23 protein-coding genes are annotated in these 21,965 nt (G+C 57.4%); 11 read left to right on the top strand and 12 right to left on the bottom strand.

The genetic code is table 11. From position 1 onward, the window contains the following. Window positions 1–54: 54 nt before the first annotated feature. The 5 genes from SCD_RS16010 to SCD_RS01015 form a co-directional block, all read right to left on the bottom strand. A complete protein-coding gene (locus SCD_RS16010) occupies window positions 55–522 on the bottom strand; it encodes a GIY-YIG nuclease family protein (RefSeq protein ID WP_084607396.1) in 468 nt (155 codons plus the stop codon). 136 nt (window positions 523–658) lie between these two features. Then, window positions 659–1,024 carry an HVO_A0114 family putative DNA-binding protein gene (locus tag SCD_RS01030; protein ID WP_009206997.1) on the bottom strand — a complete coding sequence of 122 codons (366 nt, stop codon included), beginning with the start codon at window positions 1,022–1,024 and terminating at the stop codon, window positions 659–661. Next, on the bottom strand, window positions 1,017–1,343 hold the full coding sequence (locus tag SCD_RS01025) for a toxin-antitoxin system TumE family protein (RefSeq protein ID WP_009206998.1): 327 nt from the start codon (window positions 1,341–1,343) through the stop codon (window positions 1,017–1,019). The genes SCD_RS01030 and SCD_RS01025 overlap by 8 nt, the downstream gene beginning before the upstream one ends. Before the next feature lie 53 nt (window positions 1,344–1,396). Further along, a complete protein-coding gene (locus tag SCD_RS01020; RefSeq protein WP_009206999.1) occupies window positions 1,397–3,028 on the bottom strand; it encodes an alpha-D-glucose phosphate-specific phosphoglucomutase in 1,632 nt (543 codons plus the stop codon). Window positions 3,029–3,062: 34 nt separating this feature from the next. Beyond that, window positions 3,063–3,614: a gamma carbonic anhydrase family protein gene (locus SCD_RS01015; RefSeq protein ID WP_009207000.1), complete on the bottom strand. Its 552-nt coding sequence runs from the start codon at window positions 3,612–3,614 to the stop codon at window positions 3,063–3,065. A 74-nt stretch (window positions 3,615–3,688) separates the two neighbouring features. Between SCD_RS01015 and SCD_RS01010 the strand changes: the two genes are divergently transcribed. The 4 genes from SCD_RS01010 to xth all read left to right on the top strand — a co-directional run bounded on the left by SCD_RS01010 (window position 3,689) and on the right by xth (window position 7,628). Then, entirely contained in the window at window positions 3,689–5,719 is a 2,031-nt protein-coding gene (locus SCD_RS01010) for a M3 family metallopeptidase (protein ID WP_009207001.1), read from the top strand. An 89-nt stretch (window positions 5,720–5,808) separates the two neighbouring features. Continuing rightward, entirely contained in the window at window positions 5,809–6,303 is a 495-nt protein-coding gene (locus SCD_RS01005; protein WP_009207002.1) for a TIGR04211 family SH3 domain-containing protein, read from the top strand. Next, window positions 6,300–6,860 carry a glutaredoxin family protein gene (locus SCD_RS01000; protein WP_070099565.1) on the top strand — a complete coding sequence of 187 codons (561 nt, stop codon included), beginning with the start codon at window positions 6,300–6,302 and terminating at the stop codon, window positions 6,858–6,860. The genes SCD_RS01005 and SCD_RS01000 overlap by 4 nt, the downstream gene beginning before the upstream one ends. Window positions 6,861–6,866: 6 nt before the next feature. Beyond that, on the top strand, window positions 6,867–7,628 hold the full coding sequence (xth, locus tag SCD_RS00995) for an exodeoxyribonuclease III (protein WP_009207004.1): 762 nt from the start codon (window positions 6,867–6,869) through the stop codon (window positions 7,626–7,628). On the opposite strand, the gene SCD_RS00990 is transcribed toward xth, so the two are convergent. Together SCD_RS00990 and SCD_RS00985 are read right to left on the bottom strand one after the other, a co-directional pair. Then, complete coding sequence (locus SCD_RS00990; RefSeq protein WP_009207005.1) at window positions 7,625–8,293, bottom strand: glutaredoxin family protein; 669 nt, start codon at window positions 8,291–8,293, stop codon at window positions 7,625–7,627. The two genes, xth and SCD_RS00990, sit on opposite strands and share 4 nt — an antisense overlap. Beyond that, entirely contained in the window at window positions 8,290–8,700 is a 411-nt protein-coding gene (locus SCD_RS00985) for a hypothetical protein (RefSeq protein ID WP_009207006.1), read from the bottom strand. Before SCD_RS00985 ends, SCD_RS00990 begins: the two co-directional genes overlap by 4 nt. Before the next feature lie 85 nt (window positions 8,701–8,785). Between SCD_RS00985 and SCD_RS00980 the strand changes: the two genes are divergently transcribed. Continuing rightward, a complete protein-coding gene (locus SCD_RS00980) occupies window positions 8,786–9,475 on the top strand; it encodes a Crp/Fnr family transcriptional regulator (protein WP_041673272.1) in 690 nt (229 codons plus the stop codon). A 13-nt stretch (window positions 9,476–9,488) separates the two neighbouring features. On the opposite strand, the gene ntrC is transcribed toward SCD_RS00980, so the two are convergent. From ntrC to SCD_RS00955, 5 genes are all read right to left on the bottom strand, one after another. Further along, window positions 9,489–10,889: a nitrogen regulation protein NR(I) gene (gene ntrC / locus SCD_RS00975; RefSeq protein WP_009207008.1), complete on the bottom strand. Its 1,401-nt coding sequence runs from the start codon at window positions 10,887–10,889 to the stop codon at window positions 9,489–9,491. Further along, the gene (glnL, locus tag SCD_RS00970; RefSeq protein ID WP_009207009.1) at window positions 10,886–11,947 is read right to left on the bottom strand and encodes a nitrogen regulation protein NR(II); all 1,062 of its coding nucleotides are present in this window, start codon (window positions 11,945–11,947) and stop codon (window positions 10,886–10,888) included. Before glnL ends, ntrC begins: the two co-directional genes overlap by 4 nt. 66 nt (window positions 11,948–12,013) lie before the next feature. Beyond that, window positions 12,014–12,466 carry a DUF4124 domain-containing protein gene (locus SCD_RS00965; protein WP_009207010.1) on the bottom strand — a complete coding sequence of 151 codons (453 nt, stop codon included), beginning with the start codon at window positions 12,464–12,466 and terminating at the stop codon, window positions 12,014–12,016. Window positions 12,467–12,665: 199 nt separating this feature from the next. Then, the gene (gene glnA / locus SCD_RS00960) at window positions 12,666–14,075 is read right to left on the bottom strand and encodes a glutamate--ammonia ligase (RefSeq protein ID WP_009207011.1); all 1,410 of its coding nucleotides are present in this window, start codon (window positions 14,073–14,075) and stop codon (window positions 12,666–12,668) included. 253 nt (window positions 14,076–14,328) lie between these two features. Then, the gene (locus SCD_RS00955) at window positions 14,329–15,498 is read right to left on the bottom strand and encodes a cation diffusion facilitator family transporter (protein ID WP_009207012.1); all 1,170 of its coding nucleotides are present in this window, start codon (window positions 15,496–15,498) and stop codon (window positions 14,329–14,331) included. A gap of 102 nt (window positions 15,499–15,600) precedes the next feature. Between SCD_RS00955 and aroE the strand changes: the two genes are divergently transcribed. From aroE to SCD_RS00925, 6 genes are all read left to right on the top strand, one after another. Beyond that, window positions 15,601–16,419, top strand: a complete 819-nt coding sequence (gene aroE, locus SCD_RS00950; RefSeq protein ID WP_041673270.1) for a shikimate dehydrogenase — start codon at window positions 15,601–15,603, stop codon at window positions 16,417–16,419. Next, entirely contained in the window at window positions 16,413–17,111 is a 699-nt protein-coding gene (gene mtgA, locus SCD_RS00945) for a monofunctional biosynthetic peptidoglycan transglycosylase (RefSeq protein ID WP_009207014.1), read from the top strand. Before aroE ends, mtgA begins: the two co-directional genes overlap by 7 nt. A gap of 159 nt (window positions 17,112–17,270) precedes the next feature. After that, window positions 17,271–18,938, top strand: a complete 1,668-nt coding sequence (locus tag SCD_RS00940) for a sensor domain-containing protein (RefSeq protein WP_009207015.1) — start codon at window positions 17,271–17,273, stop codon at window positions 18,936–18,938. Between the two features lie 367 nt (window positions 18,939–19,305). Then, on the top strand, window positions 19,306–20,748 hold the full coding sequence (gene mgtE / locus SCD_RS00935; RefSeq protein ID WP_009207016.1) for a magnesium transporter: 1,443 nt from the start codon (window positions 19,306–19,308) through the stop codon (window positions 20,746–20,748). A 38-nt stretch (window positions 20,749–20,786) separates the two neighbouring features. After that, complete coding sequence (locus tag SCD_RS00930) at window positions 20,787–21,446, top strand: DUF1614 domain-containing protein (RefSeq protein WP_009207017.1); 660 nt, start codon at window positions 20,787–20,789, stop codon at window positions 21,444–21,446. A gap of 90 nt (window positions 21,447–21,536) precedes the next feature. Then, window positions 21,537–21,965, top strand: coding sequence for a nuclear transport factor 2 family protein (locus SCD_RS00925; RefSeq protein ID WP_009207018.1), 429 nt, complete (start codon window positions 21,537–21,539; stop codon window positions 21,963–21,965).

The following is a 21,965-nucleotide window of genomic DNA, read 5'->3' as shown; positions in this document are numbered from 1 at the left end:
TCAGCGGAGCAGGCGCGGTAGCAACTGCGTCCTCTGGAAGACATTGTTAGAGCATTAATGGTTATCGAAGTCATTATGTGGGGTGCCCAAGCTGACTGATACATACATTTCCAGAAGCGCCTGACGCATTGGATCTGGCTCAAAAACATAACGAACATCCATATTTCGCACCCTTTCTTTTTGTTGAAGAAACACATGAGAAAAATCAGGATGCTTTTCCAGGAAAGAGCGTGACCCGTGCTCAGTGTACGTCGCGATTGTGTGGCCCGTAATTTGCCGTGCCAGCCTAAATGCAAAGGTTGCAGAGTTATGACCTGAGCTTGGGCGACAATGATTTTGGAGACGTTTTTTTATTGTGTTTGTGCGGCCGACATAGAGGTGCCGCTCATTTTCCGAGAACAGATAGATGCCGGATAATGGAGTTTCTCTTGGCAAAGTTGCCACAGTTACAGGATCCATTCTCATAAGCCGCTGGAACGAAGGCTCCAAAGATTCTATGAATTGTCTGAATACTGCATTCATTTTTATTGTGCGCTAACGTTTTTATGACAATTGGACCACTAAGTATTTATTCTGGTTGTTACAAACAGCAATGGGTTTTGTACCCGCTTCACGCGGATGTTAGATACCGGGGCTGCCCGGCGAACTAGTTACTCCGCTAAGCCGCCTTGGCAAACGAAACATTAATTTGGATTTCGTCCCAGGGCATAAATACACGGCCTTTTTCATCTTTTTCAAGTAGCCCGTGATCCACAAGTATTCTCACGTCACTGTGAACATTGCTATAGTTCCTGTGCAACCCTTTAGCCAAGGCATAAATCGATCTTGGCCCACTACGCTTCAACTCCTCCAATAACTCCATGCGGCGCGGGGTTAGCTCGGAAAAAAGCCGAGTTGCGCTCTCAAAATTCAGATGATAGTCGGCTTCTGGTAGCGGCTCACCGCCATCGATTTTGCGCGCCACTTCATGGGCACGCTTAAACATGGTTTGCAGGGATTCCGTTCCAATAATCGCTTTAGACATTTTTGCCTCCTAGCAGGCGCATGACATCGGCCTCAAAATCAGAAATTAGTTGATCCGCCGACACGAATCGATAGGTTCGCTCCACATTGCCATAATGAATGTGATCGCCCTTTCCCGTTTCGTTGTCGTAACGTACCAAGCATTCTTTGTCGCGACCACAGTAAAGGCGGTACTTGAAGCCGTGTGGTCGGTCTGGTGTTGCCGCGGGCAATTGCCATATCACCATTTCAACGGTGATCCCGCCTATCGTCTTCTTCTGCCGTAAATAAAGCTTGGCCTTCATATATTGCATAGTAAACAATACATCGCTTTTGCGCAATAATCAACCCGGTACTACCCCTCTCCCATAAGAGACGGGGAGCACAAGGCAGCTTAAGTAATCACGGTCGGCTTATCCCGCCCCGTTCTCTGCTTCAATTCCGACAACTCATTCGCAATTCCAATCAGCTCTGCCAGCGCCTGTTGCGCATCCTCCCCATGCCTTGCGGAATCGGGTTCGAACGCTTCCAGATAAATCCGCAGGGTGGCGCCTTCGGTGCCGGTACCGGACAAGCGATAGACAATGCGCGACCCGTCTTCAAAGCCGATGCGTAGCCCCTGGCCGGTGCTGAGGCTGCCGTCGATCGGGTCGGTGTAGCTGAAGTCGTCACAAAATTTCACCTGGTAGCTGCCGAAGCGCTGGCCCGGCAGTTTGGCGAACCGGTCCTTGAGGTGGTCCATCAGGGCGTTGGCGGCGGCGGACGGCAGACCTTCGTGGTCGTGGCGCGAATAGACGTTTCGGCCGTATTCCGCCCAATGGCGAAGGACGATATCTTCCACCGACTGGCGACGGCTGGCGAGGATGTTGAGCCAGAACAGTACCGCCCACAGGCCGTCTTTTTCGCGCACGTGGCTGGAACCGGTTCCAAAGCTTTCCTCGCCGCACAGGGTGACCTTGCCGGCGTCCATCAGGTTACCGAAAAATTTCCAGCCGGTGGGGGTTTCGTAGCAGGGGATGCCGAGCTTGGCGGCGACCAGGTCGGCGGCGGCGCTGGTCGGCATGGAGCGCGCCACGCCGGCCAGTCCTGCCGCATAGCCGGGCGCCAGTGCGGCGTTAGCGGCGATGATGGCGAGGCTGTCGGACGGGTTGACGAAAAAACGCCGCCCCAGAATCATGTTGCGGTCGCCGTCGCCGTCGGATGCTGCGCCAAAATCGGGCGCTTCGGCGCCGTACATGATTGCCACCAATTCAGGGGCGTAAGTCAGATTGGGATCGGGGTGACCGCCGCCAAAGTCGGTCAGTGGCACGCCGTTGATGACGCTGTCCGCTGGCGCACCCAGCCGTTTTTCGAGGATTTCCCGTGCATACGGGCCGGTGACCGCGTGCATGGCGTCGAAGCACAGGCGGAAGCCACCACTGAGCATAGTGCGGATGGCGGCGAAGTCGAACAGGGATTCCATCAGTTCGGCGTAGTCGGCCACTGGGTCGATTACTTCGACCTTCATTTCGCCCATGGTGAATACGCCGGGCTGGTCGAGCGCGACATCAGGAGCCTCGATCAATTTGTAGCTGGTCAGTTCCTTGCTGCGCGCATAGATCGCCTCGGTGATTTTCTCCGGCGCGGGGCCGCCGTTGGCGGTGTTGTACTTAATGCCGAAATCGCCGTCAGGCCCGCCCGGGTTGTGGCTGGCCGACAGAATGATGCCGCCGTAGGTCGCGTATTTGCGGATTACAGCGGAGGCCGCCGGGGTCGACAGGATGCCGCCCTGGCCCACCAGTACCTTGCCGAAACCGTTCGCCGCCGCCATCTTGAGGATGACCTGGATAGCTTCGCGGTTGTAGTAGCGACCGTCGCCGCCGAGCACCAGCGTGCTGCCGGCCGGCGCGTCTATGGTGTCGAAAATCGCCTGAACGAAGTTTTCCAGGTAGTGCGCCGCCTGGAAAGCGGTGACCTTCTTGCGCAGGCCCGAGGTGCCGGGTTTCTGGTCGGTAAATGGAGTGGTGGCGACGGTCTTGATACTCATGATTTTTCCTTATAGTTCGAGCTAAATTCAGGGGTCAGCCCTGGCGGTGATTGTTCGCCAACCTGACGTAGTGGGCGGCCGAATAAGCGAAGTGGGCCAGCTCTTCCTCGGTCAGCAGGCGCAGCTGCTTGGCTGGCCGGCCCAGATACAAATAACCGCTTTCCAGCACCTTGCCTTCCGGCACCAGGCTGCCCGCGCCAAGCAGCACCCGCGGCTGCAGGACGACTTTGTCCATCACAATCGAGCCCATGCCGATCAGGCATTCGTCGCCAATCTCGCAGCCATGCAGGATGACATTATGGCCTACGGTCACCCGCTCGCCGATGATCAGCGCTGCGCCGCTACCAGGGCTGTCCGCGCGAATGTGGCTGACGTGCAGGGTGCACAGATCCTGGATGTTGGTTTCGTTGCCGATGCGGATGAAATTCACGTCGCCGCGCACTACGGTATTGCACCACACCGAAGCGCGTTCGCCGATGTCCACGTCGCCGATAATTTGGGCGCTGGGGTGGACCCAGGCCGTGGCCGCGATGTTTGGGGCGCGGCCCTGATAGGGCGCAATGTTGGAACTGACTTGATTTTGCATGATCCCGGGCCAATATGGGGGTAGATGCCCATAGTATAATCCGTTCCCGTTTCGCCTAACCAGAGACCTTACCCATGAATCCTTTGCTCGACTTCTCCGGCCTGCCCCGTTTTCCTGAAATCAAACCCGAACACGTCACGCCTGCGGTGGACTCCCTGCTAGCGGAAAACCGCGCTTTGGTGGACAGGCTGGCGGCAGAAACCAGTGCGCCGGGCTGGAACAGTTTCATCCAACCGCTGGAGGACGCCAACGAGTGTCTGTCCCGCGCCTGGGGCCAGGTTTCCCACCTGAATGCGGTGGTGAACAGCCCGGAGCTGCGCGAGGTGTACAACGAGAATCTGCCCAAGATTACCGCCTACTACGCCGACCTGTCGCAGAACCTGGCACTGTTCGGAAAATTCAAGGCGTTGCGCAGTGCTCCGGAATTCGAGGCGCTGTCTGCCCCGCGCAAGAAGATTATCGACAACGAAGTACGCGATTTCCGCCTGGGTGGCGCGGAACTGGCCGAGGACAAGAAGCCGCGCTTCAAGGCGATTCAGGAGGAGCTGTCGGCGCTGTCGGCCCGGTTCGAGGAAAACCTGCTCGATGCGACCAATGATTTCGGCCTGTTCGTTGAAAACGAATCCGAGCTGGCGGGCATTCCCGAAGATGCCTTGCAGGCGGCTCGCGAAGCGGCGCAGAAGGACGGCAAACCAGGCTGGAAATTTACCCTGCATGCACCCTCCTATATGCCGGTGATGCAGTACGCGGAAAACCGTAGCCTGCGTGAGCAGATCTATCGCGCCTACGTGACGCGCGCTTCCGAGTTCGGCAAGGCCGACTGGGACAACACCGGACTGGTCGCAGATATCCTCAGGCTGCGCCGGGAGGCGGCGCAACTGCTCGGTTTCGATCATTACGCCGACGTTTCACTGTCTACCAAGATGGCGCAATCACCGCAACAGGTACTGGATTTTCTCGACGATCTGGCGAAACGGGCAAAACCTTATGCCGAGAAGGATTTCAGGGAACTGACGGAATTCGCCCGAGACGAACTGAGTCTGGCTGATCTGGCAGCGTGGGATGTGTCCTATGCGGCGGAAAAATTGCGCCTCAAGCGCTATGCCTTCTCCGATAACGAGGTGAAGCAGTATTTTCCGGAAACCGTCGTGCTGCCCGGCATGTTCAAGGTGGTGGAAACACTTTACGGCCTGAGCATCGAGCCAACTCCGGCGCCGGTGTGGCACGGCGATGTGCGCTTCTACACCCTGAGCGACAGCAAGGGCGAGCCGGTCGGCCAGTTCTACCTCGACCTTTACGCCCGCGACCACAAGCGCGGCGGTGCCTGGATGGACGATGCCATCACCCGCAGGATTCGTGACGGCGCGGTTCAGGTGCCGGTGGCCTACCTGAATTGCAATTTTTCCGCGCCGGTCGGCCGCAAGCCGGCACTGTTCACCCACGACGAAGTGATCACCCTGTTTCATGAGTTCGGTCACGGCCTGCACCACCTGCTCACCCGTATCGAGGATCTGGGCGTGTCCGGCATCAGCGGGGTGGAGTGGGATGCGGTGGAACTGCCCAGCCAGTTCATGGAAAACTTCTGCTGGGAATGGGAGGTGGTGCGCCACATGGCGAAGCATGTGGATACGGGTGAAGTTTTACCGCGTGCGCTGTTCGACAAGATGATAGACGCCAAGAATTTCCAGAGCGGCATGCAGACGGTACGCCAGATTGAGTTCTCTCTATTCGACATGCATCTGCACTACGATTTTGACCCGGATAGCGGCACGACGGCTTTGCAGTTACTGGACGAAATCCGCCGCCGCGTCGCGGTGATGTTCCCTCCCGACTACAATCGCTTTCCCAACAATTTCTCGCACATTTTCGCCGGCGGCTACGGGGCGGGGTATTACAGCTACAAGTGGGCTGAAGTGCTGTCGGCGGACGCTTACAGCCTGTTCGAGGAAAGCGGCGTGCTCAGTCCAGAGGCCGGCCACCGTTTCTGGAGCGAAATCCTCGGCGTCGGCGGTAGCCGCTCGGCACTGGAATCATTCACCGCATTCCGCGGCCGTGAGCCGAGTATCGATGCGCTGTTAAGGCATAACGGCATGAGCGGGATTTAAGCTTGCGGATAAATTGCTCAATAAAAAACTTGATTTTTGGGTTTTACTTGTGATATTACTTAAACATATTCATATAACAAGTTGAGCAGATGAAGATTTTTCTGTTTCTGACGATGCTGATGTGGGGCGGAGCGGCAACGGCGCAAACGGCGTTGGTGACCGACACTGCTCGCGTCAACATGCGTAGCGGCAAAGCAGAAAACTACCGCGTGGTTAAAGTATTGCCTCCCAGCACGGAAGTACAAGTGATTGAGATCGATCAGGATTACGCGAAAGTTAAAACCGTTGACGAAGAGACGGGCTGGGTGCAGCTCAAGCTCCTGACTATCCACAAGACCGATCCGGAAAAAACCAATCAAAACCAGGCGGCACTTGAGGTTGCACAAAAAGAACTGGTAGCTGCACGGGTGGAGTTGGCGAACCTGCAGCGCGAAGTGGAGCAGAAACAAAACAAGCCGGAGGCTATCGCACCGACTTCCTATCTGCTGCTGCTGGCATTCAGTGCGTTTGCCGGCGGAGTGGTGATCGGTGTCCTGGCTCTCAGGGCTTACTACCATAAACGTTTGCATGGGCTTCGGATATGAAACTCGCTGTCTTTTTTTGTATTCTCTGCATGTTCGCGGTGTATTCGGCACAATCCGCCTCCCTTTACCGATGGGTGGACACCGATGGCAAGGTGCATTACAGCGAACAGCCCCCGCCGCCTTCTGCGGCCAGGATGATCGAGGAAAAGGAGATCGGCACCCAGCCGGCGGATGACGGCCAGCTCCCCTACGCTTCCCGCCGGGCGGCAAAGAATTTTCCGGTCACCTTGTATAATTCCGGGTGTGGTGATGCCTGCGCCAAGGCACGTGAGCATTTGACCAAGCGCGGCGTTCCGTTCAATGAAAAAAATGCCAGCACACCGGAGGTTCAGGCTGAGCTGAAGAAGCTGATTGGCGCACTGGAAGTACCGGTTCTGGTAGTTGGCACGGCGACTCGCCTTAAGGGGTACGATTCAGAAGCCTGGAATGCGGCGCTGGACGAGGCTGGCTACCCCGAGAGTGTCCCATTCCTGAGGCCCAAATCGAAAGCGCCGGTAAAAACTGACGCCAACGGCGAGCAGAAACCTGCAACGAGTGGTGGCGAGAAAAAACCGTAACTCTTCATGAAGCTGGTTACCTGGAACGTCAATTCCCTTAAAGTTCGTCTTCCCCAAGTCCTGGACTGGCTCGCGGCACATCAGCCAGATGTGCTGTGCCTGCAGGAAACCAAGCTGGAGGACGTGAATTTTCCGGCGGCAGCAATTTCCGCCGCCGGCTACCAGACCGTTTTCAGCGGCCAGAAAACCTATAACGGCGTGGCGATACTGAGCAAAACCTCAGCCTCGGAAATAATAACCGCCATTCCCGGCTACGCGGACGTACAAAAGCGCGTACTGGCGGCAACCATCGCTGGCGTGCGGGTCATCAACCTCTACATCCCCAACGGCCAGAGCGTGGATTCAGACAAGTACCAGTACAAGCTGGGCTGGCTGGAAGCCCTGACGGCCTGGCTGACCGATGAACTGGCGTGCCACCCCAGGCTGGCAGTGCTGGGTGATTTCAATATCGCGCCGGATGACCGTGATGTCCATGACCCCAAAGCCTGGGAGGGTCAGGTGTTGTTCAGCCTGCCTGAGCGCGAGGCTTTCCAGCGTCTGGTGGATTCAGGGCTGACCGACAGTTTCCGTTTGTTCGAGCAGCCGGAAAAGATCTATTCCTGGTGGGATTACCGTATGAATGCCTTCCGCCGCAACATGGGCCTGCGCATCGACCATATCCTGCTAAGCGGCGAACTGGCGCGCACCTGCAAATCCTGCATCATCGACAAGGAAGCGCGCAAAGCAGAGCGGCCTTCGGATCATGCGCCGGTGATGGTCGAATTCTAGGCTTTTTCTGGCCACAGCACCGGCCAGACCCTGAAAGCGAATATCGCCAGCGACAGCCACGTTAGCACTGCCCCCACGACAATCAGAGTGTGCCGACCGGCAAGATAGCCTGCGGCATAGCCGATTACCCCACAATGAGCCAGACCCATTTGCAGCCAGGGCCAGACGCCCTCGCGGATCGGGTTGCCGGTGAAGCGCGGCAACATGTGGCTGGCAAGACCGTAAATCATGAACAGCATAAAACCGAGGGTGAACAGGTGCATGAATGCCGGGCGGGCGGCATTGTCGCTTAGGAAGCTGCCGTTCATCAGCAGTCCCAGACCGGCAAGCATCAGGTAAGCTTGAGCTGCCAGAATAAACCAGCGGTTGTCCGGAGAAAAGGCGACCCCCATCTGCTGCATCCGGTCGTGCGCTTCCTGACGGGCGGGCAGAAGCAGAGTGAGCGCTTCCTCTGGGCTTTGCACGCCGACTGCCCGCAGTTTGCCGCCGATCAATAGCGCCGGGACGGTTTGCAGATTGAGGCGCTGCGTCAGCGCTGCGCCTTCCGGTTGAATAATATCTACTACAGAAAATTCGAAACCGTGATCGGCAGCCGCGGCACGCCAGACTTTTTCCGCTTCCAGGCAGAATGGACAAGAGCCGGAAACGATCAATTCGATTTTCATTGCACGGAAATGGTTCTGCCCTGCCCTCTGGCGCGAACGGTGAGGATCATGTTCAGGCCGAACAGCACGATTGCGCCGTAGGTAAGCACTCCCCCGACCATCACCAGCATGTCGCGCCAGCCCAGCCATCCGGCGATCATCAATGGCAAACCGGCATTGGCCAAATATAGCTGCCAGTCGGCCATCTGTTCGGAATACAGGGGGAAGCCGCCGAAGCGCGGCAATACGTGCAGGGCAATACCATAAATCATCATCAGGATGAAGCCGAGCAGCATGATGTGGCCATGGGCGCGGGGCACGTTGCCGGGGATCAGACTCGGGTCTATCAGTCGAACGATCGCAATCAGGCCGCCGAGCAGTCCGTAGACCAGGGCGATGGAGACAAACAATCGGTTGCGTTTGTGCATGTAACCCTCCTCAGGAACCCAAAATTATCAGGCTGGTTAAATTGACGCGCATTGATGTATGTCAAATTTCACATATAATTCGCTCATGCCTTTAATCCAACAACTCATCGAACAAATCAGGCAATGCACACTTTTTGCGTCACTCTCTGACGATGAGTTGAAGCAGCTCGTCAATTATGGGCAGGTGGTGGAACTGAATACGGGCCAAACCATTTTTTCTCAAGGCGAACCCTGCCACCATTTCTACCTGGTACAGCGCGGCATGATCAAGCTCTACCGGCTCTCGGTGGATGGCACGGAAAAGGTCATGGACCTGGCCGCTCCGAAGCAGTTGTTTGCCGAAGCGGTAATGTTCGCCGGCACGTACCCGCTCCATGCCGCTGCAATCGAGCCTTCGACGGTATTTGCTTTCGATTGCAAGAATTTCATGACCCTGCTGAAGGACAACAACGCGTTGTGCTTCAGCCTGATGACGAGCATGAGCCATTGCCTGAATGGCATGATCAACGAGATCGACCGGCTTACCCTGCACAGCGGCACGCAGCGCCTTGCCGAATACCTGCTTGAACAGGTGCCCGAAGGCGTGATGCAATCTTCTCGCATACGCCTGTTGGTGCCCAAGCTGGTGATTGCCTCCCGCCTCGGCATTCAGCCCGAGACTTTTTCGCGCATAATGGCGCGCCTGCGCAGCGACGGTATGATCGAAACGCATAACGACACCATACTGCTGAAAGATCTTTGCGCATTGCGCTGTCTCGCTGCTTGTCCCGGATAACTGCAGTATTGCTTCACCCCTCCGCTCCACCTCGTTCCAGCCCCAGCTCCTGGATCTTGCGTGTCAGCGTGTTGCGCCCCAGGCCCAGTAGAGTGGCGGCTTCGATGCGCCTGCCCGCAGTGTGCTTCAGCGCGCAGGTAATCAATATTTTCTCGAAATCCCGGGAAAACTTGTCCATCACACCCTGTTCGCCACGGTTGAATTCCTTGTCCGCTTCGCGGCCTAATACTTCCTGCCAGCTTCTCTCGACAGCTGCTGCCTGATCTTCACGCAGGTCCGGCGGCAGGTCGGCAATTTCAATGTTCTGACCTGGCGCCATCACCGTCAGCCAGTGGCAGACGTTCTCCAGTTGGCGCACGTTGCCGCTCCAGCTGAGGGTGCTGAGATAGCGCATGGCGACCGGCGACAGCATTTTCGGTTCAACCCCCAGTTCGCGCGCACTTTTTTGCAGAAAATATTTAGCCAGGAGTGGAATGTCCTCACCACGTTCGCGCAAGGGAGGCAGGCGCAGACGAATGACATTCAGACGGTGGAACAGATCTTCGCGGAACAGCCCCTGCCTGACGTGCTGCTCCAGGTTCTGGTGGGTGGCGGCGATGACGCGCACGTTAACCTTGACCGGCTGATGTCCGCCGACGCGGTAGAACTGGCCATCGGAGAGCACGCGCAGCAGACGGGTCTGCAAATCGGGCGGCATGTCGCCGATTTCGTCCAGGAACAAGGTGCCACCGTCAGCCTGTTCGAAGCGCCCGCGGCGCAGGGCCTGCGCACCGGTAAAGGCGCCACGTTCATGACCGAAAAGCTCGGATTCGAGCAAATCCTTCGGAATGGCCGCGGTATTGAGGGCAATGAACGGCATTTCGGCACGCGGACTATGGCGATGCAGGGCGTGTGCCACCAGTTCCTTGCCGGTGCCCGATTCACCATTGATCAGCACGGTGACATGCGATTGGGACAAACGTCCGATGGCGCGAAAAATTTCCTGCATTGCCGGTGCCTGGCCGAGAATTTCGGTGACGGATTCTGCCGATTCCGGCTTGGCCGATTGGCGCACGCTCTCGCTCAGGGCGCGACGAACCAGCGCCACGGCCTGATCGACATCGAAGGGTTTGGGCAAATAGTCGAAGGCCCCGCCCTGGAAAGCCGAAACGGCACTGTCCAGATCGGAGTAGGCTGTCATAATAATGACCGGCACATCCGGCAGGTGTTCCTTGATCTGATCCAGCAGTTCCAGCCCGGAGGTACCGGGCATGCGAATGTCGCTTACCACCACTTGAGGGGTATCGGTTTCCAGCGCAGACAGGGCATCCTGGGCAGTGGAGAAGGAGCGGAACTCGATTTGTTCCCGCGCTAGTGCCTTTTCGAACACCCAGCGGATGGAGCGGTCATCATCGATGACCCAGACGGCTTTCATTTGCATACTCCTTCAATGTCGGTAAGTGGCAGCAGCAGCGTAAAGCAGGTGTAGCCAGGGCGGCTGTCGCATTCGATCGTACCCTGGTGCTGGTTGATCAGGGTTTGTGCCAGGGTCAGTCCCATGCCGCTACCCCCCTCCCTCCCGGAAACCAGGGGATAAAAGATTTTTTCGCGGATTGCATCGGGAATGCCAGGGCCATTGTCGATGATTTGTACCTGGATCGCCTGACGGTAGCGCTTTTTCACCAGCGTGACCTGGCGTGCAATGCGCGTACGCAGGATGATTTCTCCTTTTCCCTGCATGGATTGCACCGCGTTGCGCACAATATTGAGCACCGCCTGGATCAGTTGCTCCGGATCTGCCACCAGATCCGGCAGGCTGGTGTCGTAGTCGCGCCGGATGGTGATACCTTTGGGCGTTTCTGCCAGAGTCAGGCTGCGCACCCGCTCCAGCACCTCGTGAATGTTGGTGGCACGCAGGTGCGGCAGATGGCTGGGGGTGAGCAACCGATCCATCAGCTTCTGCAGACGGTCGGCCTCCTGGATGATCACCTGGGTATATTCGCGCAGGCCGGCACGGGGGAGTTCGTACTCCAGAAGCTGCGCCGCACCGCGCAGACCACCCAGAGGGTTCTTGATTTCGTGAGCGAGATTGCGCAGCAGTTCCCGGTTGGCTTGTTGCTGTACCTGCATGCGCTCTTCGCGGGCGATTTTCAGCTGCTTGTCGATCTGGTGAAATTCCAGTATTAGGCTAATGCTGCCGACATCCACCGGAGTGACGGTGCAGCTGACAGACAGGCTGTGGTTACCGTGTGTATTCAGGAGAATTTCATGCTCGGTAAAACTGGCCTGGGTGAGCAGCGCCGACTCGACGGCCATGGGCAGTGTCTCGGTATCGCCAAATACCTGCTGCAGAGGTATGCCGACCACATGCTTGCGGCTGAGCTTGAACAGATTTTCCGCGGACGGATTGAGATAAGCCACATGCAGATCCTGATCGAGCAGGATCACGGCGGTGGTCAGGTGTTCAAGTCCGGCAAAGAGTTGGGTTATCACGAGTGCTTCATCCCTGGGTAATTGGCTATGAGTTAAGCAAGAGTCACGCCAGGGATGACGGGGGAGTTACTTTACGCCGGCCAGTTCCTTGTTCAGCGCCTCGACATTCTTTTCGTGCAAAGCGACATTGTCTTTCAGGCCCTGTACCCGATCCAGGTATTTCTGGTAGTTTCGCTCGCCGCCCAAGCGCGTTGCCTCGCCTTCGGTCAGTGCTTTTTTGGCCTCATCCAGCAAGTTCTGCTCGGTAGCCAGTTCCTGCTCCAGAATGCTGCGGCGCGTTCCATCACGCTGCTTCTGGGTTTCGCCATCAACGCGAGGAAAACCGGGCGGTGTCGCCGTTGGGGCGCGGGGCTTGGGAGCTGCCATCGTGGAAGGCGGATCAAGATTGAGTTTCTTGGCACCCTTTTTGGGGAAGTTGGTATAGGTTTTTCGGCCATTTTCATCCACCGACATATAGATATCGGCATGGGCGGCCTGCCCCAGGAAGAGCAAAGTAAAAATCAGTAGCGCGGTTCTCATAGGCAATTTATCCATGAAGAGCCCTCTCCCCAACCCTCTCCCGCAAACGGGCGAGGGGGCAAACGTGAAGGGCGCTTGTTTTGATCTGATTCAGATTAAGGGATTAACCAAACTTTATCAACGTTTCGGAGATGAATAGGCTGACAGGCAAATAAAAAAGGGCGGGGTAACCCGCCCTTTTGAACTGCTGCGCCGAGGATTACAGGCTGTAATACATGGAGAACTCGACCGGATGGGTGGTCATGCGGAAGCGGGTAACCTCCTCCATTTTCAGTTCGATAAAGGCATCGACCCAGTCGTTGGAGAACACGCCGCCACGGGTCAGGAACTCGCGATCCTTGTCCAGGTATTCCAGCGCCTGATCCAGCGACGAGCACACGGTCGGGATCAGTTTCCCCTCTTCCGGCGGCAGGTCGTACAGGTTCTTGTCCATTGCGTCGCCTGGGTGAATCTTGTTCTGGATGCCGTCAAGACCGGCCATCATCAGAGCGGAGAAGCACAGGTACGGGTTGGCAGAAGGATCCGGGAAGCGGGTTTCAATGCGGCGGCCCTTGGGGTTGGCTACGTGCGGAATACGAATCGAAGCGGAGCGGTTCTTGGCGGAGTAGGCCAACATAACCGGCGCTTCGAAGCCTGGGACCAGACGCTTGTAGGAGTTGGTGCCGGGGTTGGTGATCGCATTCAGAGCGCGGGCATGCTTGATGATGCCGCCGATATAAAACAGGGCCATTTCGGACAGACCGCCGTAACCGTTACCGGCGAACAGGTTCTGGCCGTCTTTCCAGATCGACTGGTGCACGTGCATGCCGGAACCGTTGTCGCCAACGATAGGCTTGGGCATGAAGGTCGCGGTCTTGCCATAGGCATGGGCAACGTTGAATACCACGTATTTCAGGATCTGGGTCCAGTCGGCGCGTTTTACCAGAGTGCTGAACCGGGTACCGATTTCGCACTGGCCGGCGGTCGCCACTTCATGGTGATGCACTTCGACCGGCACGCCCATTTCTTCCAGCGCCAGACACATGGCGGAGCGGATGTCCTGGAAAGAATCGACTGGAGGAACGGGGAAGTAACCGCCCTTGATACCGGGACGGTGGCCGACGTTGCCGCCTTCGAATTTTTCGCTGGAGGACCAGGCAGCTTCTTCGGACTCGATTTTTACTGAAGCGCCAGACATGTCGGCGTGCCAGGTAACGGAATCAAAAATGAAGAATTCGGGTTCTGGGCCGAAGTAGGCGGTGTCGCCGATGCCGGTGGATTTCAGGTAGGCTTCAGCACGCTTGGCGATGGAGCGTGGGCAACGGTCGTAGCCCTTGCCATCGGAAGGCTCCACCACGTCGCAGGACAGGATCAGGGTGGATTCGTCGAAGAACGGGTCCATGTTGGCGGTATCCGGGTCAGCCATCAGCTGCATGTCGGAAGCCTGAATACCTTTCCAGCCGGCGATGGATGAACCGTCGAAAGCGTGACCGCCTTCGAACCAGGCTTCGTCCACTACGTGGGAGGGAATGGTAACGTGCTGTTCCTTGCCGCGGGTATCGGTAAAGCGCAGGTCAACGAATTTAACGTCGTTGTCCTTGATCATTTTCAAAACGTCGGCGACCGCCATGTTTATCTCCTAAAGGTATCTAAAAAGTTAGCACTAAAATGATTTCGAATTCTGGATTTTTGCTACTGGGAGGCAAATTAGCATGAAGCATGCCAGGCAAAAACGTAAAAAAAGCAATTGTGCCATAACTGCCAATCAAAACAAATGGCCTTTAATCATTGCCACCTCTCCCCCCACAAGAAGGATGAGATGAGGGTAGCCAACCACCGATCGGACGCACCGGAATTGTGCAAATAGCCTGCAGAATGCACCATTATGGTGCATGACGTTGGTGCAGATGAATGGCGACAAAATATGGGTCGCCCCGGAGGCGGTCGGCGATTACGGTTTTGAGTGCGGCGAGCTGTTCGCGGCTGACATCGCCGGCAAGGAAAATCTCGGTTTCCGCTTTTCCATCCAGATAATGCAATACCACTTTTTCATGGCTAGGCAGCGCCTGCCCCAGAAGTTGCTCCAGATGGGCAATCAAGGTTTCGCGATTGGGCAGGTGCTGGTTGAGCTTGGCGGAAGAATCATCCTCCGGGTCGATATGCACCATCACATCGAGCGCATGGTGTTGTTTGAGTACGCGCGCACGCGCGCTTTCGGCAATATAGTGCCCTTCCGAGACGCTGATACGCGGGTTTACCAGTACATGTGCGTCCACCAGTGCGCGGTCGCCCATGCGGCGGGTACGCAATTCATGCACGCCCTGAACGCCAGGGGTGGCGACCAGGGTTGCCCGTATTGCTTCCACTTCGTTCTTGTCCAGACTGGTGTCGATCAACTCGGAAATTGCCTGGGATGCCTGTTTCCAACCCATGCGCATGATCATGACCGCAACCAGCACCGCAGCCAGGATGTCCATCGAGGTGAAGCCAAGCAGGTTTCCGCCGATACCGGCCACCACCACCAGCGACGAGGCGGCGTCGGAGCGGGCGTGCCAGGCATTGGCTTCGAGCATCTGCGAGCGCAGCTTGCGCGCGACATGCAACATGTAGCGGAACAGCGATTCCTTGCCGATCAGGGTCAGTATGGCGATCCATAGCGTGGCTACGTGGACTTTCTGCAGCGCGGAAGGGTCTTGCAGTCGTACTACTGCGCCCCAGAACAGGGCGCCGCCGACGCCGAGCAAAATCAGCCCTAGCGCCAGTGTGGTAGCGGTTTCGATGCGGGCATGACCGTAGGGATGCTCCTCATCCGCGTCGCGCGCGCCATGGCGGTTGGCGAACAGCACCAGGAAATCACACAGCAGGTCGGACAGGGAATGCAAACCGTCGGCGACCAGGGCCTGGGACTTTCCGAACAGGCCGACCACGATCTGCAGTACGGTCAGCACCACGTTGACCGCGACGCTGATCCAGGTCACTTTTTGCGCGGCTTTTAAGCGCCCGACCCGGTCAGGGTGGATTTCAGCGTGTGGTTTGGTATCGGGGTGAGGCATCGGGTATATTCAGAATAAGAAGCAATGGGTTCGGGACGTTATGATACGCAAATCAGAGGGCTTTTGCCTTATAATTCGACGTCCTTAAAATGTGAAGCATTCATGACCGATCGTTACGCCGTTGTCGGCAACCCCATCGCCCACAGCAAGTCCCCGCTGATTCACGCCGAGTTTGCACGCCAGACCAATCAGGATATGGCGTACGCCGCCATGCTTGCGCCGCTGGAAGACTTTGCCGGCACGGTAAAAAAGTTTCAGGCGGAAGGCGGCAAGGGGCTGAATGTGACGGTGCCGTTCAAGCAGGAAGCCTGGAAGCTGGCAACCCTCCTGACCGATCGCGCGCGTCTGGCGGAAGCGGTCAATACCCTGAAGTTCGAGCCTGACGGCACGATACTCGGTGACAACACCGATGGCGCCGGACTGACGCGGGATATTCGGGAAAACCTGGCCATTTCCTTAGCGGGCAAGCGCGTGCTGCTGATGGGCGCCGGTGGCGCGGCCCGCGGCGTGCTGCTTCCCTTGCTGCTGCAGAAGCCGGAGCGGCTGATCATCGCCAACCGCACACCGAAAAAGGCCATCGAGCTCGAGCGACACTTCGCCGCTTATGGCCGGGTCGAGGGTGGCGATTATGCACGGCTGGCGGGGAGCCTGTTCGATATCGTGATCAATGCGACTTCCAGCAGTCTGAGCAATGCCCTGCCTCCCTTGCCGCAGGGTGTGTTCGCGCCGGGGGCGCTGGCCTACGACATGATGTACGGCAAGGGGCTGACTCCCTTTCTGCAGTTCGCGCGGGATAACGGCGCGGCACAGATGGCCGACGGCCTGGGCATGCTGGTCGAGCAGGCGGCAGAATCGTTTTTCCTGTGGCGCGGCGTGCGGCCACAAACCCTATCCGTCATGAGCCTTTTGAAATCATGCTGAAAACCCTGTGGCGCTGGCTGTGGCGCAGCATCGCCCTGTTCGTTGCCGTGGTGCTGATCTACCAGCTGTGGATATTCGCCCACATCTGGTGGTGGGTGGATCACAACCCCTCCACCAGCGCCTTCATGGAACAACGGCTGGAAGTCCTGCAAAGCAAGCAACCGGACGCCGAACTGCGCCACCAGTGGGTGCCGTACAACCGCATCTCCAACAATCTCAAGCGCGCTCTGATCGCCGCTGAAGACTCCAAATTTCTCGATCACGAAGGCTTTGACTGGGAGAGCATCCAGAAAGCCTACGAAAAAAACCAGAAAAAAGGCAAGCTCGTCGCCGGTGGTTCCACCATCAGCCAGCAGCTGGCCAAAAATCTGTTCCTCTCTTCCCGGAAGGTATTCTGGCGCAAGGCCGAGGAGGCAGTCATCACCGTGATGCTGGAAAAAATGATGAGCAAGCGCCGCATTTTAGAGGTCTACCTCAATGTCATCGAATGGGGCAACGGCGTGTTCGGCGCCGAAGCGGCGGCGCGCCATTACTACAAGACCAGCGCATCCAGCCTGTCCGCGGAGCAAGCCGCCCGACTCGCTTCGATGGTACCGAATCCGCGCTATTTTGACACTCACCGGAATTCACGCGGCCTGGAAAGAAAAACCGGCATTATCCTGGCGCGGATGAATCAGGTACAGGCACCATAGGGTTAACTTATCAGGGCCATGCACAGCGTTTATGTTTCCTGGCTCGTTGAGGGATAAACCTGGAAAAGCGTTTGCCCCCGGATTACAAAAGCGGTTTCCAAGATAAAATGTGCTTGGCCTTAAACTGTTTGCAGCCCGCAATGAGATAGAAAGGGCGCCATGGAAAACGAACATAGTTTTATCGCTGCAGTACTGGATACGATTGGTGCCCTGGTGGTGGTGCTCGACCGCAATGGCCGTGTGATACGCTTTAACCGCCAGTGTGAAAAATTGACCGGTTACTCCGCCGCCGAGATGATCGGCAGGCCGATCTGGGAGCGGCTGTTGATACCGGAGGAGCTTCAGCCGGTCAGGTCAACGTTCGACCGGCTGGTGGCGGGAAATTTTCCCAGCGAATTCGAGAACTGGTGGCTGACTAAAAACGGCGCACGCCGGATGATTGCCTGGTCGAATACGGCATTGCTGGACGCCGACGGCGAGGTGGAGTTTGTCATCGCAACCGGCATAGATGTGACCGAGCGCCGGCAGATCGAGGCGGCGCTGCGCGATAGCGAGGAGCGTTTCCGCATGCTGTTCAACAACGGCAACGACGCGATCCTGGTCCATCCGATATCGCCGGGCGAAATGCCGGGTAAATTCATCGAAGCCAACGACCTCGCTTGCCGGCGCCTCGACTATAGTCGGGAGGAACTGCAGCAATTGTCGCCGCTCGATATCGACGACGCGGTATCCGCCGTCGATATTCCAAAGATTTCCCGTCAGATCGAGGTCGAGGGCCATGCGCTGTTCGAGAGCGTGCATGTCGCCCGCGACGGGCGAAAAATCCCGGTCGAGATCAACGCGCACCGGTTTGAATTGAAGGGCCGACCGGTCGTGCTGTCGATCGCCCGCGATATTACCGAGCGCAAACTGGCCGAAGCCGCGCTGCGCGAGAGCGAGGCCAAGCTGCGCGAGATCACCTCGGAACTTGGCGACGGCATCTACGTGCTCGACCGCAACGGCCAGCTAACCTTCATGAACAAGGCGGCGGAGCACCTGCTCGGCTGGACCGAGGCCGAACTGCTCGGCCAGAACGCCCACGAGGCGTTCCATTACCAGAAGCCGGACGGCAGCCATGTTCCAGTGTGTGATTGTCCGGTGTACCAGTCCATACACTCGGGCGAAACCTACCGTATCCTGGAGGATTATTTTACCTGCAAGGATGGCACGCTGTTCCCGGTTTCCTTCGTTGCGGCGCCTCTGCACCGCGGCGGCGAAATCACCGGTTCGGTGGCGGCGTTTCAGGACATCACCGAGCGCAAGCAGGCCGAGGCGCGCATCCATCACATGGCGCACCACGACATGCTGACCGGTCTGCCGAACCGAGTTTTGCTGGCCGACCGACTAGTACTTGCGCTGGCCCAGGCGAGGCGCTACGGCCGGTTGCTAACGCTGATCTTTCTCGACCTGGACCATTTCAAGCAGATCAACGACACGCTTGGGCACGATGTCGGGGATGAACTGCTCAAGGCCGTCGCCGCCCGACTGGTGGAATGCGTACGCGAGGCAGACACCGTGGCACGCATGGGCGGCGACGAGTTCGTGATCCTGTTGCCGGAAACGGCGAAAGCAGGCGATGCTGAGATCGTGGCGCGCAAGGTGATCGAGGCGGTGAACCTTCCACTCATGATCGGCTCCCATGAGTTGCACATCACCACCAGCGTCGGGATCGCGCTGTACCCGAGAGATGGCGAGGAAACCCAGACGCTGATGAAAAATGCGGATACGGCAATGTATCGTGCCAAAGAGTCCGGGCGCAACGGCTACCAGCTTTACAGCCAAATTTAATGATTTCCCGGCGAACCGAAATTGACAGTGGTTGCCGATGGCGATTAAAATTCACATGTTTTCTTACTTAAAGGTCCATCATCTTGGACAGTCATAGTTGTAGCAGTTTCGCACCAAACTTTTTGTTCTAGCGGTTACCCCTTCAACGCTGTTTCGGCCTTGACGGTTTTTCCGCTGGAGAACAGCGGAAAAACGGGCTAAATCGCGATCCTACCGGCCTCGGCCGACGTTATCGCCCCCCTTTTTTTCTTGCCCTACTAATAAATAGCTGCCAGCAATCAGCGGTCAGATTCTGGCTTGTGCGCGCAACGCGCACGGTTTTGCCGAAGGTGAAAGTTGATGGCTGGAAACCAAAGGGACAGGCGGCATGTCGGAAATTGAAAAAATCCGGATCCAGGAAAGTCTGCAGGAGATACTGCAACAGGTAGTCGAGCTGCTGAGCAAGCATCAGCTGGTAGAAGGACTCGTCCATAAACAGGACATGCCGCGCCATGACCTGGTCGAGACGCTGGTGCACAAGCAGCATCTGGCCGAATTGCAGAAAAAACTCGACGAGCTTCATTCTGCCGATATTGCTTACATCCTCGAAGCCTTGCCGCTGGAACAACGCCTGCAGGTCTGGGACCTGGTCAAGGTCGAACGAGACGGCGACATTTTGCTGGAAGTATCCGATGCAGTGCGGGAATCGCTGATCGCCAGCATGGACAGTGAGGAACTCCTCGCCGCCGCCGAACAGCTCGATACCGACGAGATCGCCGACCTGGCCCCCGACCTGCCGCACGATGTGCTGCAGGAACTGATGGTGTCGATGGATGCACAGAACCGCGCCCACCTGCAGTCGGCTATGTCCTACCCGGAAGACACGGTCGGTGCGTTGATGGATTTCGACATGGTTTCCATCCGCGACGATATCACCCTGGAAGTGGTGCTGCGCTACCTGCGCCGGCTGGGCGAGCTGCCAGGGCATACCGACAAACTGTTCGTGGTGGATCGCAACGACAATTTCAAGGGAGTGCTGTCCCTCGAGCGGCTGCTGGTTCATGATCCCGAGGCAAGTGTGGCGGCGGTGATGGCCGAGGATGCGGTGACCTTCCATCCGGACGACGAGGCGGATGAGGCGGCCTCGGCTTTCGAACGCTATGACCTGGTTTCTGCGCCGGTGGTGGATCGGAGCAACAGACTGGTAGGGCGGCTGACGGTGGACGTGGTGATGGACTTTATCCGCGAAGAGAGCGACAGCGAAATGCTTTCCATGGCCGGTTTGCGCGAAGAGGAAGATTTGTTCGCCACGGTGTGGAAAAGTATCCAGAACCGCTGGACTTGGTTGGCCCTCAACCTGGTGACGGCGTTTATCGCCTCACGCGTGATCGGTGTATTCGAAGGATCGATCGAGAAGATCGTGGCACTGGCGGCACTGATGCCGATCGTTGCCGGGATCGGTGGCAATTCCGGCAACCAGACCACGACCATGATCGTCCGCGCCTTGGCGCTGGGGCAGATTCGCGGCAGCAGCATCCGCAAGCTGTTCCTCAAGGAACTCGGAGTCAGCCTGGTCAACGGACTGATCTGGGGAGGGATCATCGGCCTGGTCGCCTGGCTCCTCTACCGCAATGCAGCACTGGGCGTGGTGATGACTGGAGCGATGATCCTCAACCTCCTGCTGGCGGCGCTGATGGGCGTGCTGATTCCGATGCTGATGCACAAGCTTGGACGTGATCCGGCGGTGGGCTCCAGCGTGATGATCACCGCCGTGACCGACAGCGGCGGGTTTTTCATTTTTCTCGGCCTGGCCACGCTTTTCCTGATTTAATAAAAGGCCGTTTTCGAGTTTGACCGGTATATGGAACCATGCCGTTTTCGCCTTTATATTTCGTGCTGCTTCTGGTCGCGCTTGGCCTGCTGGCGGTTTTTGTCCAGATCGGCGCCCTGACCCTGGCTTTCGACAAGCTCGGTCTGTCGCCTCATTCCGCCACGTTGTTGCTATTCACCTCGCTGCTCGGCAGCCTGATCAACCTGCCGCTATTCAGCGTCAAGGCAGAGGGGCCGTCGCCTTCTATGCCGCAACCATTTCGCAGCCTGCTCAGGCTGCCGCCGAGGGAGTTTACCGGCAAAACCGTGGTTGCGATCAACGTCGGCGGCTGTCTGGTTCCGCTGGCTTTTTCGGTTTTCCTGTTACGGCATAATCCTCTCAACCCGTTGATGGTGATTAGTGCCGTCGCTCTGGTGGCCATGGTGTGCCGGCTGGCAAGCCGCCCGGTGCCAGGCGTGGGTATCGGCATTCCCATTTTTGTCGCACCGCTGGTTGCAGCGATGGCCTCTATCATCATTGACCCGGAAAACAGCGCACCGCTCGCCTACATCAGTGGCACCTTGGGGGTGCTGATTGGTGCCGATCTGTCGCGCCTTGGTGACATCCGAAAAATGGGAGCGCCGTTTGCCTCGATCGGCGGGGCAGGCACTTTTGATGGGATTTTCCTGAGTGGCATCGTGGCCGTGCTGCTGACCTGAAAAATATTTGTTCCATGCCTGGAATAAATTGTTGAGCCCGGGTGTTTACCCAAGCGTAATCCCCCTAAATTTATTCAACAGGAGCAGACCATGAACAAGAAAATCCATTCATTCGCCGCCGCCATACTGTTTTCCCTTTCCACTGCGGCTTTCGCCGGCCCGGCAGACGACGCCAGCGCGCACTTCAAGGCAATCGCCGCCGGCAATGTCGAGCAAATCATGCAGGGTTATTCCGGCAACGCCACCCTGCAATGGGTGGGCGGACCGCTCGATGGCGCCTATACCGGCAGCGACAAGATCCGTGAAACCTGGGAAAAATTCGCCAAGGCCAATGCGCCGCTCGAAGTGTCCATGGCAAAGCTGGAAGAAAGCGCCAATCCCAAGGGCAGCACCGTCACTGCCAATGTCGAATTCAAGGGCAAGGCCGCAATCAAGGTACGCTACGTGCTGGTTTACCGCGAAGGCAAACTGGTGAATGAAGTGTGGCAGATTGACCCGAAACTTGCGCTGGGCTACTAA

Origin of the sequence: Sulfuricella denitrificans skB26 (assembly GCF_000297055.2) — a bacterium.
GTDB classification, from domain to species: domain Bacteria; phylum Pseudomonadota; class Gammaproteobacteria; order Burkholderiales; family Sulfuricellaceae; genus Sulfuricella; species Sulfuricella denitrificans.
The sequence above is the reverse complement of the archived record's forward strand: the minus strand, read 5'-3'. Positions and strand labels throughout refer to the sequence as shown.

Coding starts and splice junctions, on each gene's coding strand:
- aroE (WP_041673270.1), top strand. CDS start 15,601: ATGACCGATCGTTACGCCGTTGTCGGCAACCCCATCGCCCACAGCAAG.
- SCD_RS00925 (WP_009207018.1), top strand. CDS start 21,537: ATGAACAAGAAAATCCATTCATTCGCCGCCGCCATACTGTTTTCCCTT.
- SCD_RS00965 (WP_009207010.1), bottom strand. CDS start 12,466: ATGAGAACCGCGCTACTGATTTTTACTTTGCTCTTCCTGGGGCAGGCC.
- SCD_RS01020 (WP_009206999.1), bottom strand. CDS start 3,028: ATGAGTATCAAGACCGTCGCCACCACTCCATTTACCGACCAGAAACCC.
- SCD_RS01030 (WP_009206997.1), bottom strand. CDS start 1,024: ATGTCTAAAGCGATTATTGGAACGGAATCCCTGCAAACCATGTTTAAG.
- mtgA (WP_009207014.1), top strand. CDS start 16,413: ATGCTGAAAACCCTGTGGCGCTGGCTGTGGCGCAGCATCGCCCTGTTC.
- SCD_RS00980 (WP_041673272.1), top strand. CDS start 8,786: ATGCCTTTAATCCAACAACTCATCGAACAAATCAGGCAATGCACACTT.
- SCD_RS01000 (WP_070099565.1), top strand. CDS start 6,300: ATGAAACTCGCTGTCTTTTTTTGTATTCTCTGCATGTTCGCGGTGTAT.
- mgtE (WP_009207016.1), top strand. CDS start 19,306: ATGTCGGAAATTGAAAAAATCCGGATCCAGGAAAGTCTGCAGGAGATA.
- SCD_RS00990 (WP_009207005.1), bottom strand. CDS start 8,293: ATGAAAATCGAATTGATCGTTTCCGGCTCTTGTCCATTCTGCCTGGAA.
- SCD_RS00955 (WP_009207012.1), bottom strand. CDS start 15,498: ATGCCTCACCCCGATACCAAACCACACGCTGAAATCCACCCTGACCGG.
- SCD_RS01015 (WP_009207000.1), bottom strand. CDS start 3,614: ATGCAAAATCAAGTCAGTTCCAACATTGCGCCCTATCAGGGCCGCGCC.
- glnA (WP_009207011.1), bottom strand. CDS start 14,075: ATGGCGGTCGCCGACGTTTTGAAAATGATCAAGGACAACGACGTTAAA.
- SCD_RS16010 (WP_084607396.1), bottom strand. CDS start 522: ATGAATGCAGTATTCAGACAATTCATAGAATCTTTGGAGCCTTCGTTC.
- SCD_RS01005 (WP_009207002.1), top strand. CDS start 5,809: ATGAAGATTTTTCTGTTTCTGACGATGCTGATGTGGGGCGGAGCGGCA.
- ntrC (WP_009207008.1), bottom strand. CDS start 10,889: ATGAAAGCCGTCTGGGTCATCGATGATGACCGCTCCATCCGCTGGGTG.
- SCD_RS01010 (WP_009207001.1), top strand. CDS start 3,689: ATGAATCCTTTGCTCGACTTCTCCGGCCTGCCCCGTTTTCCTGAAATC.
- SCD_RS00930 (WP_009207017.1), top strand. CDS start 20,787: ATGCCGTTTTCGCCTTTATATTTCGTGCTGCTTCTGGTCGCGCTTGGC.
- SCD_RS00940 (WP_009207015.1), top strand. CDS start 17,271: ATGGAAAACGAACATAGTTTTATCGCTGCAGTACTGGATACGATTGGT.
- xth (WP_009207004.1), top strand. CDS start 6,867: ATGAAGCTGGTTACCTGGAACGTCAATTCCCTTAAAGTTCGTCTTCCC.
- SCD_RS00985 (WP_009207006.1), bottom strand. CDS start 8,700: ATGCACAAACGCAACCGATTGTTTGTCTCCATCGCCCTGGTCTACGGA.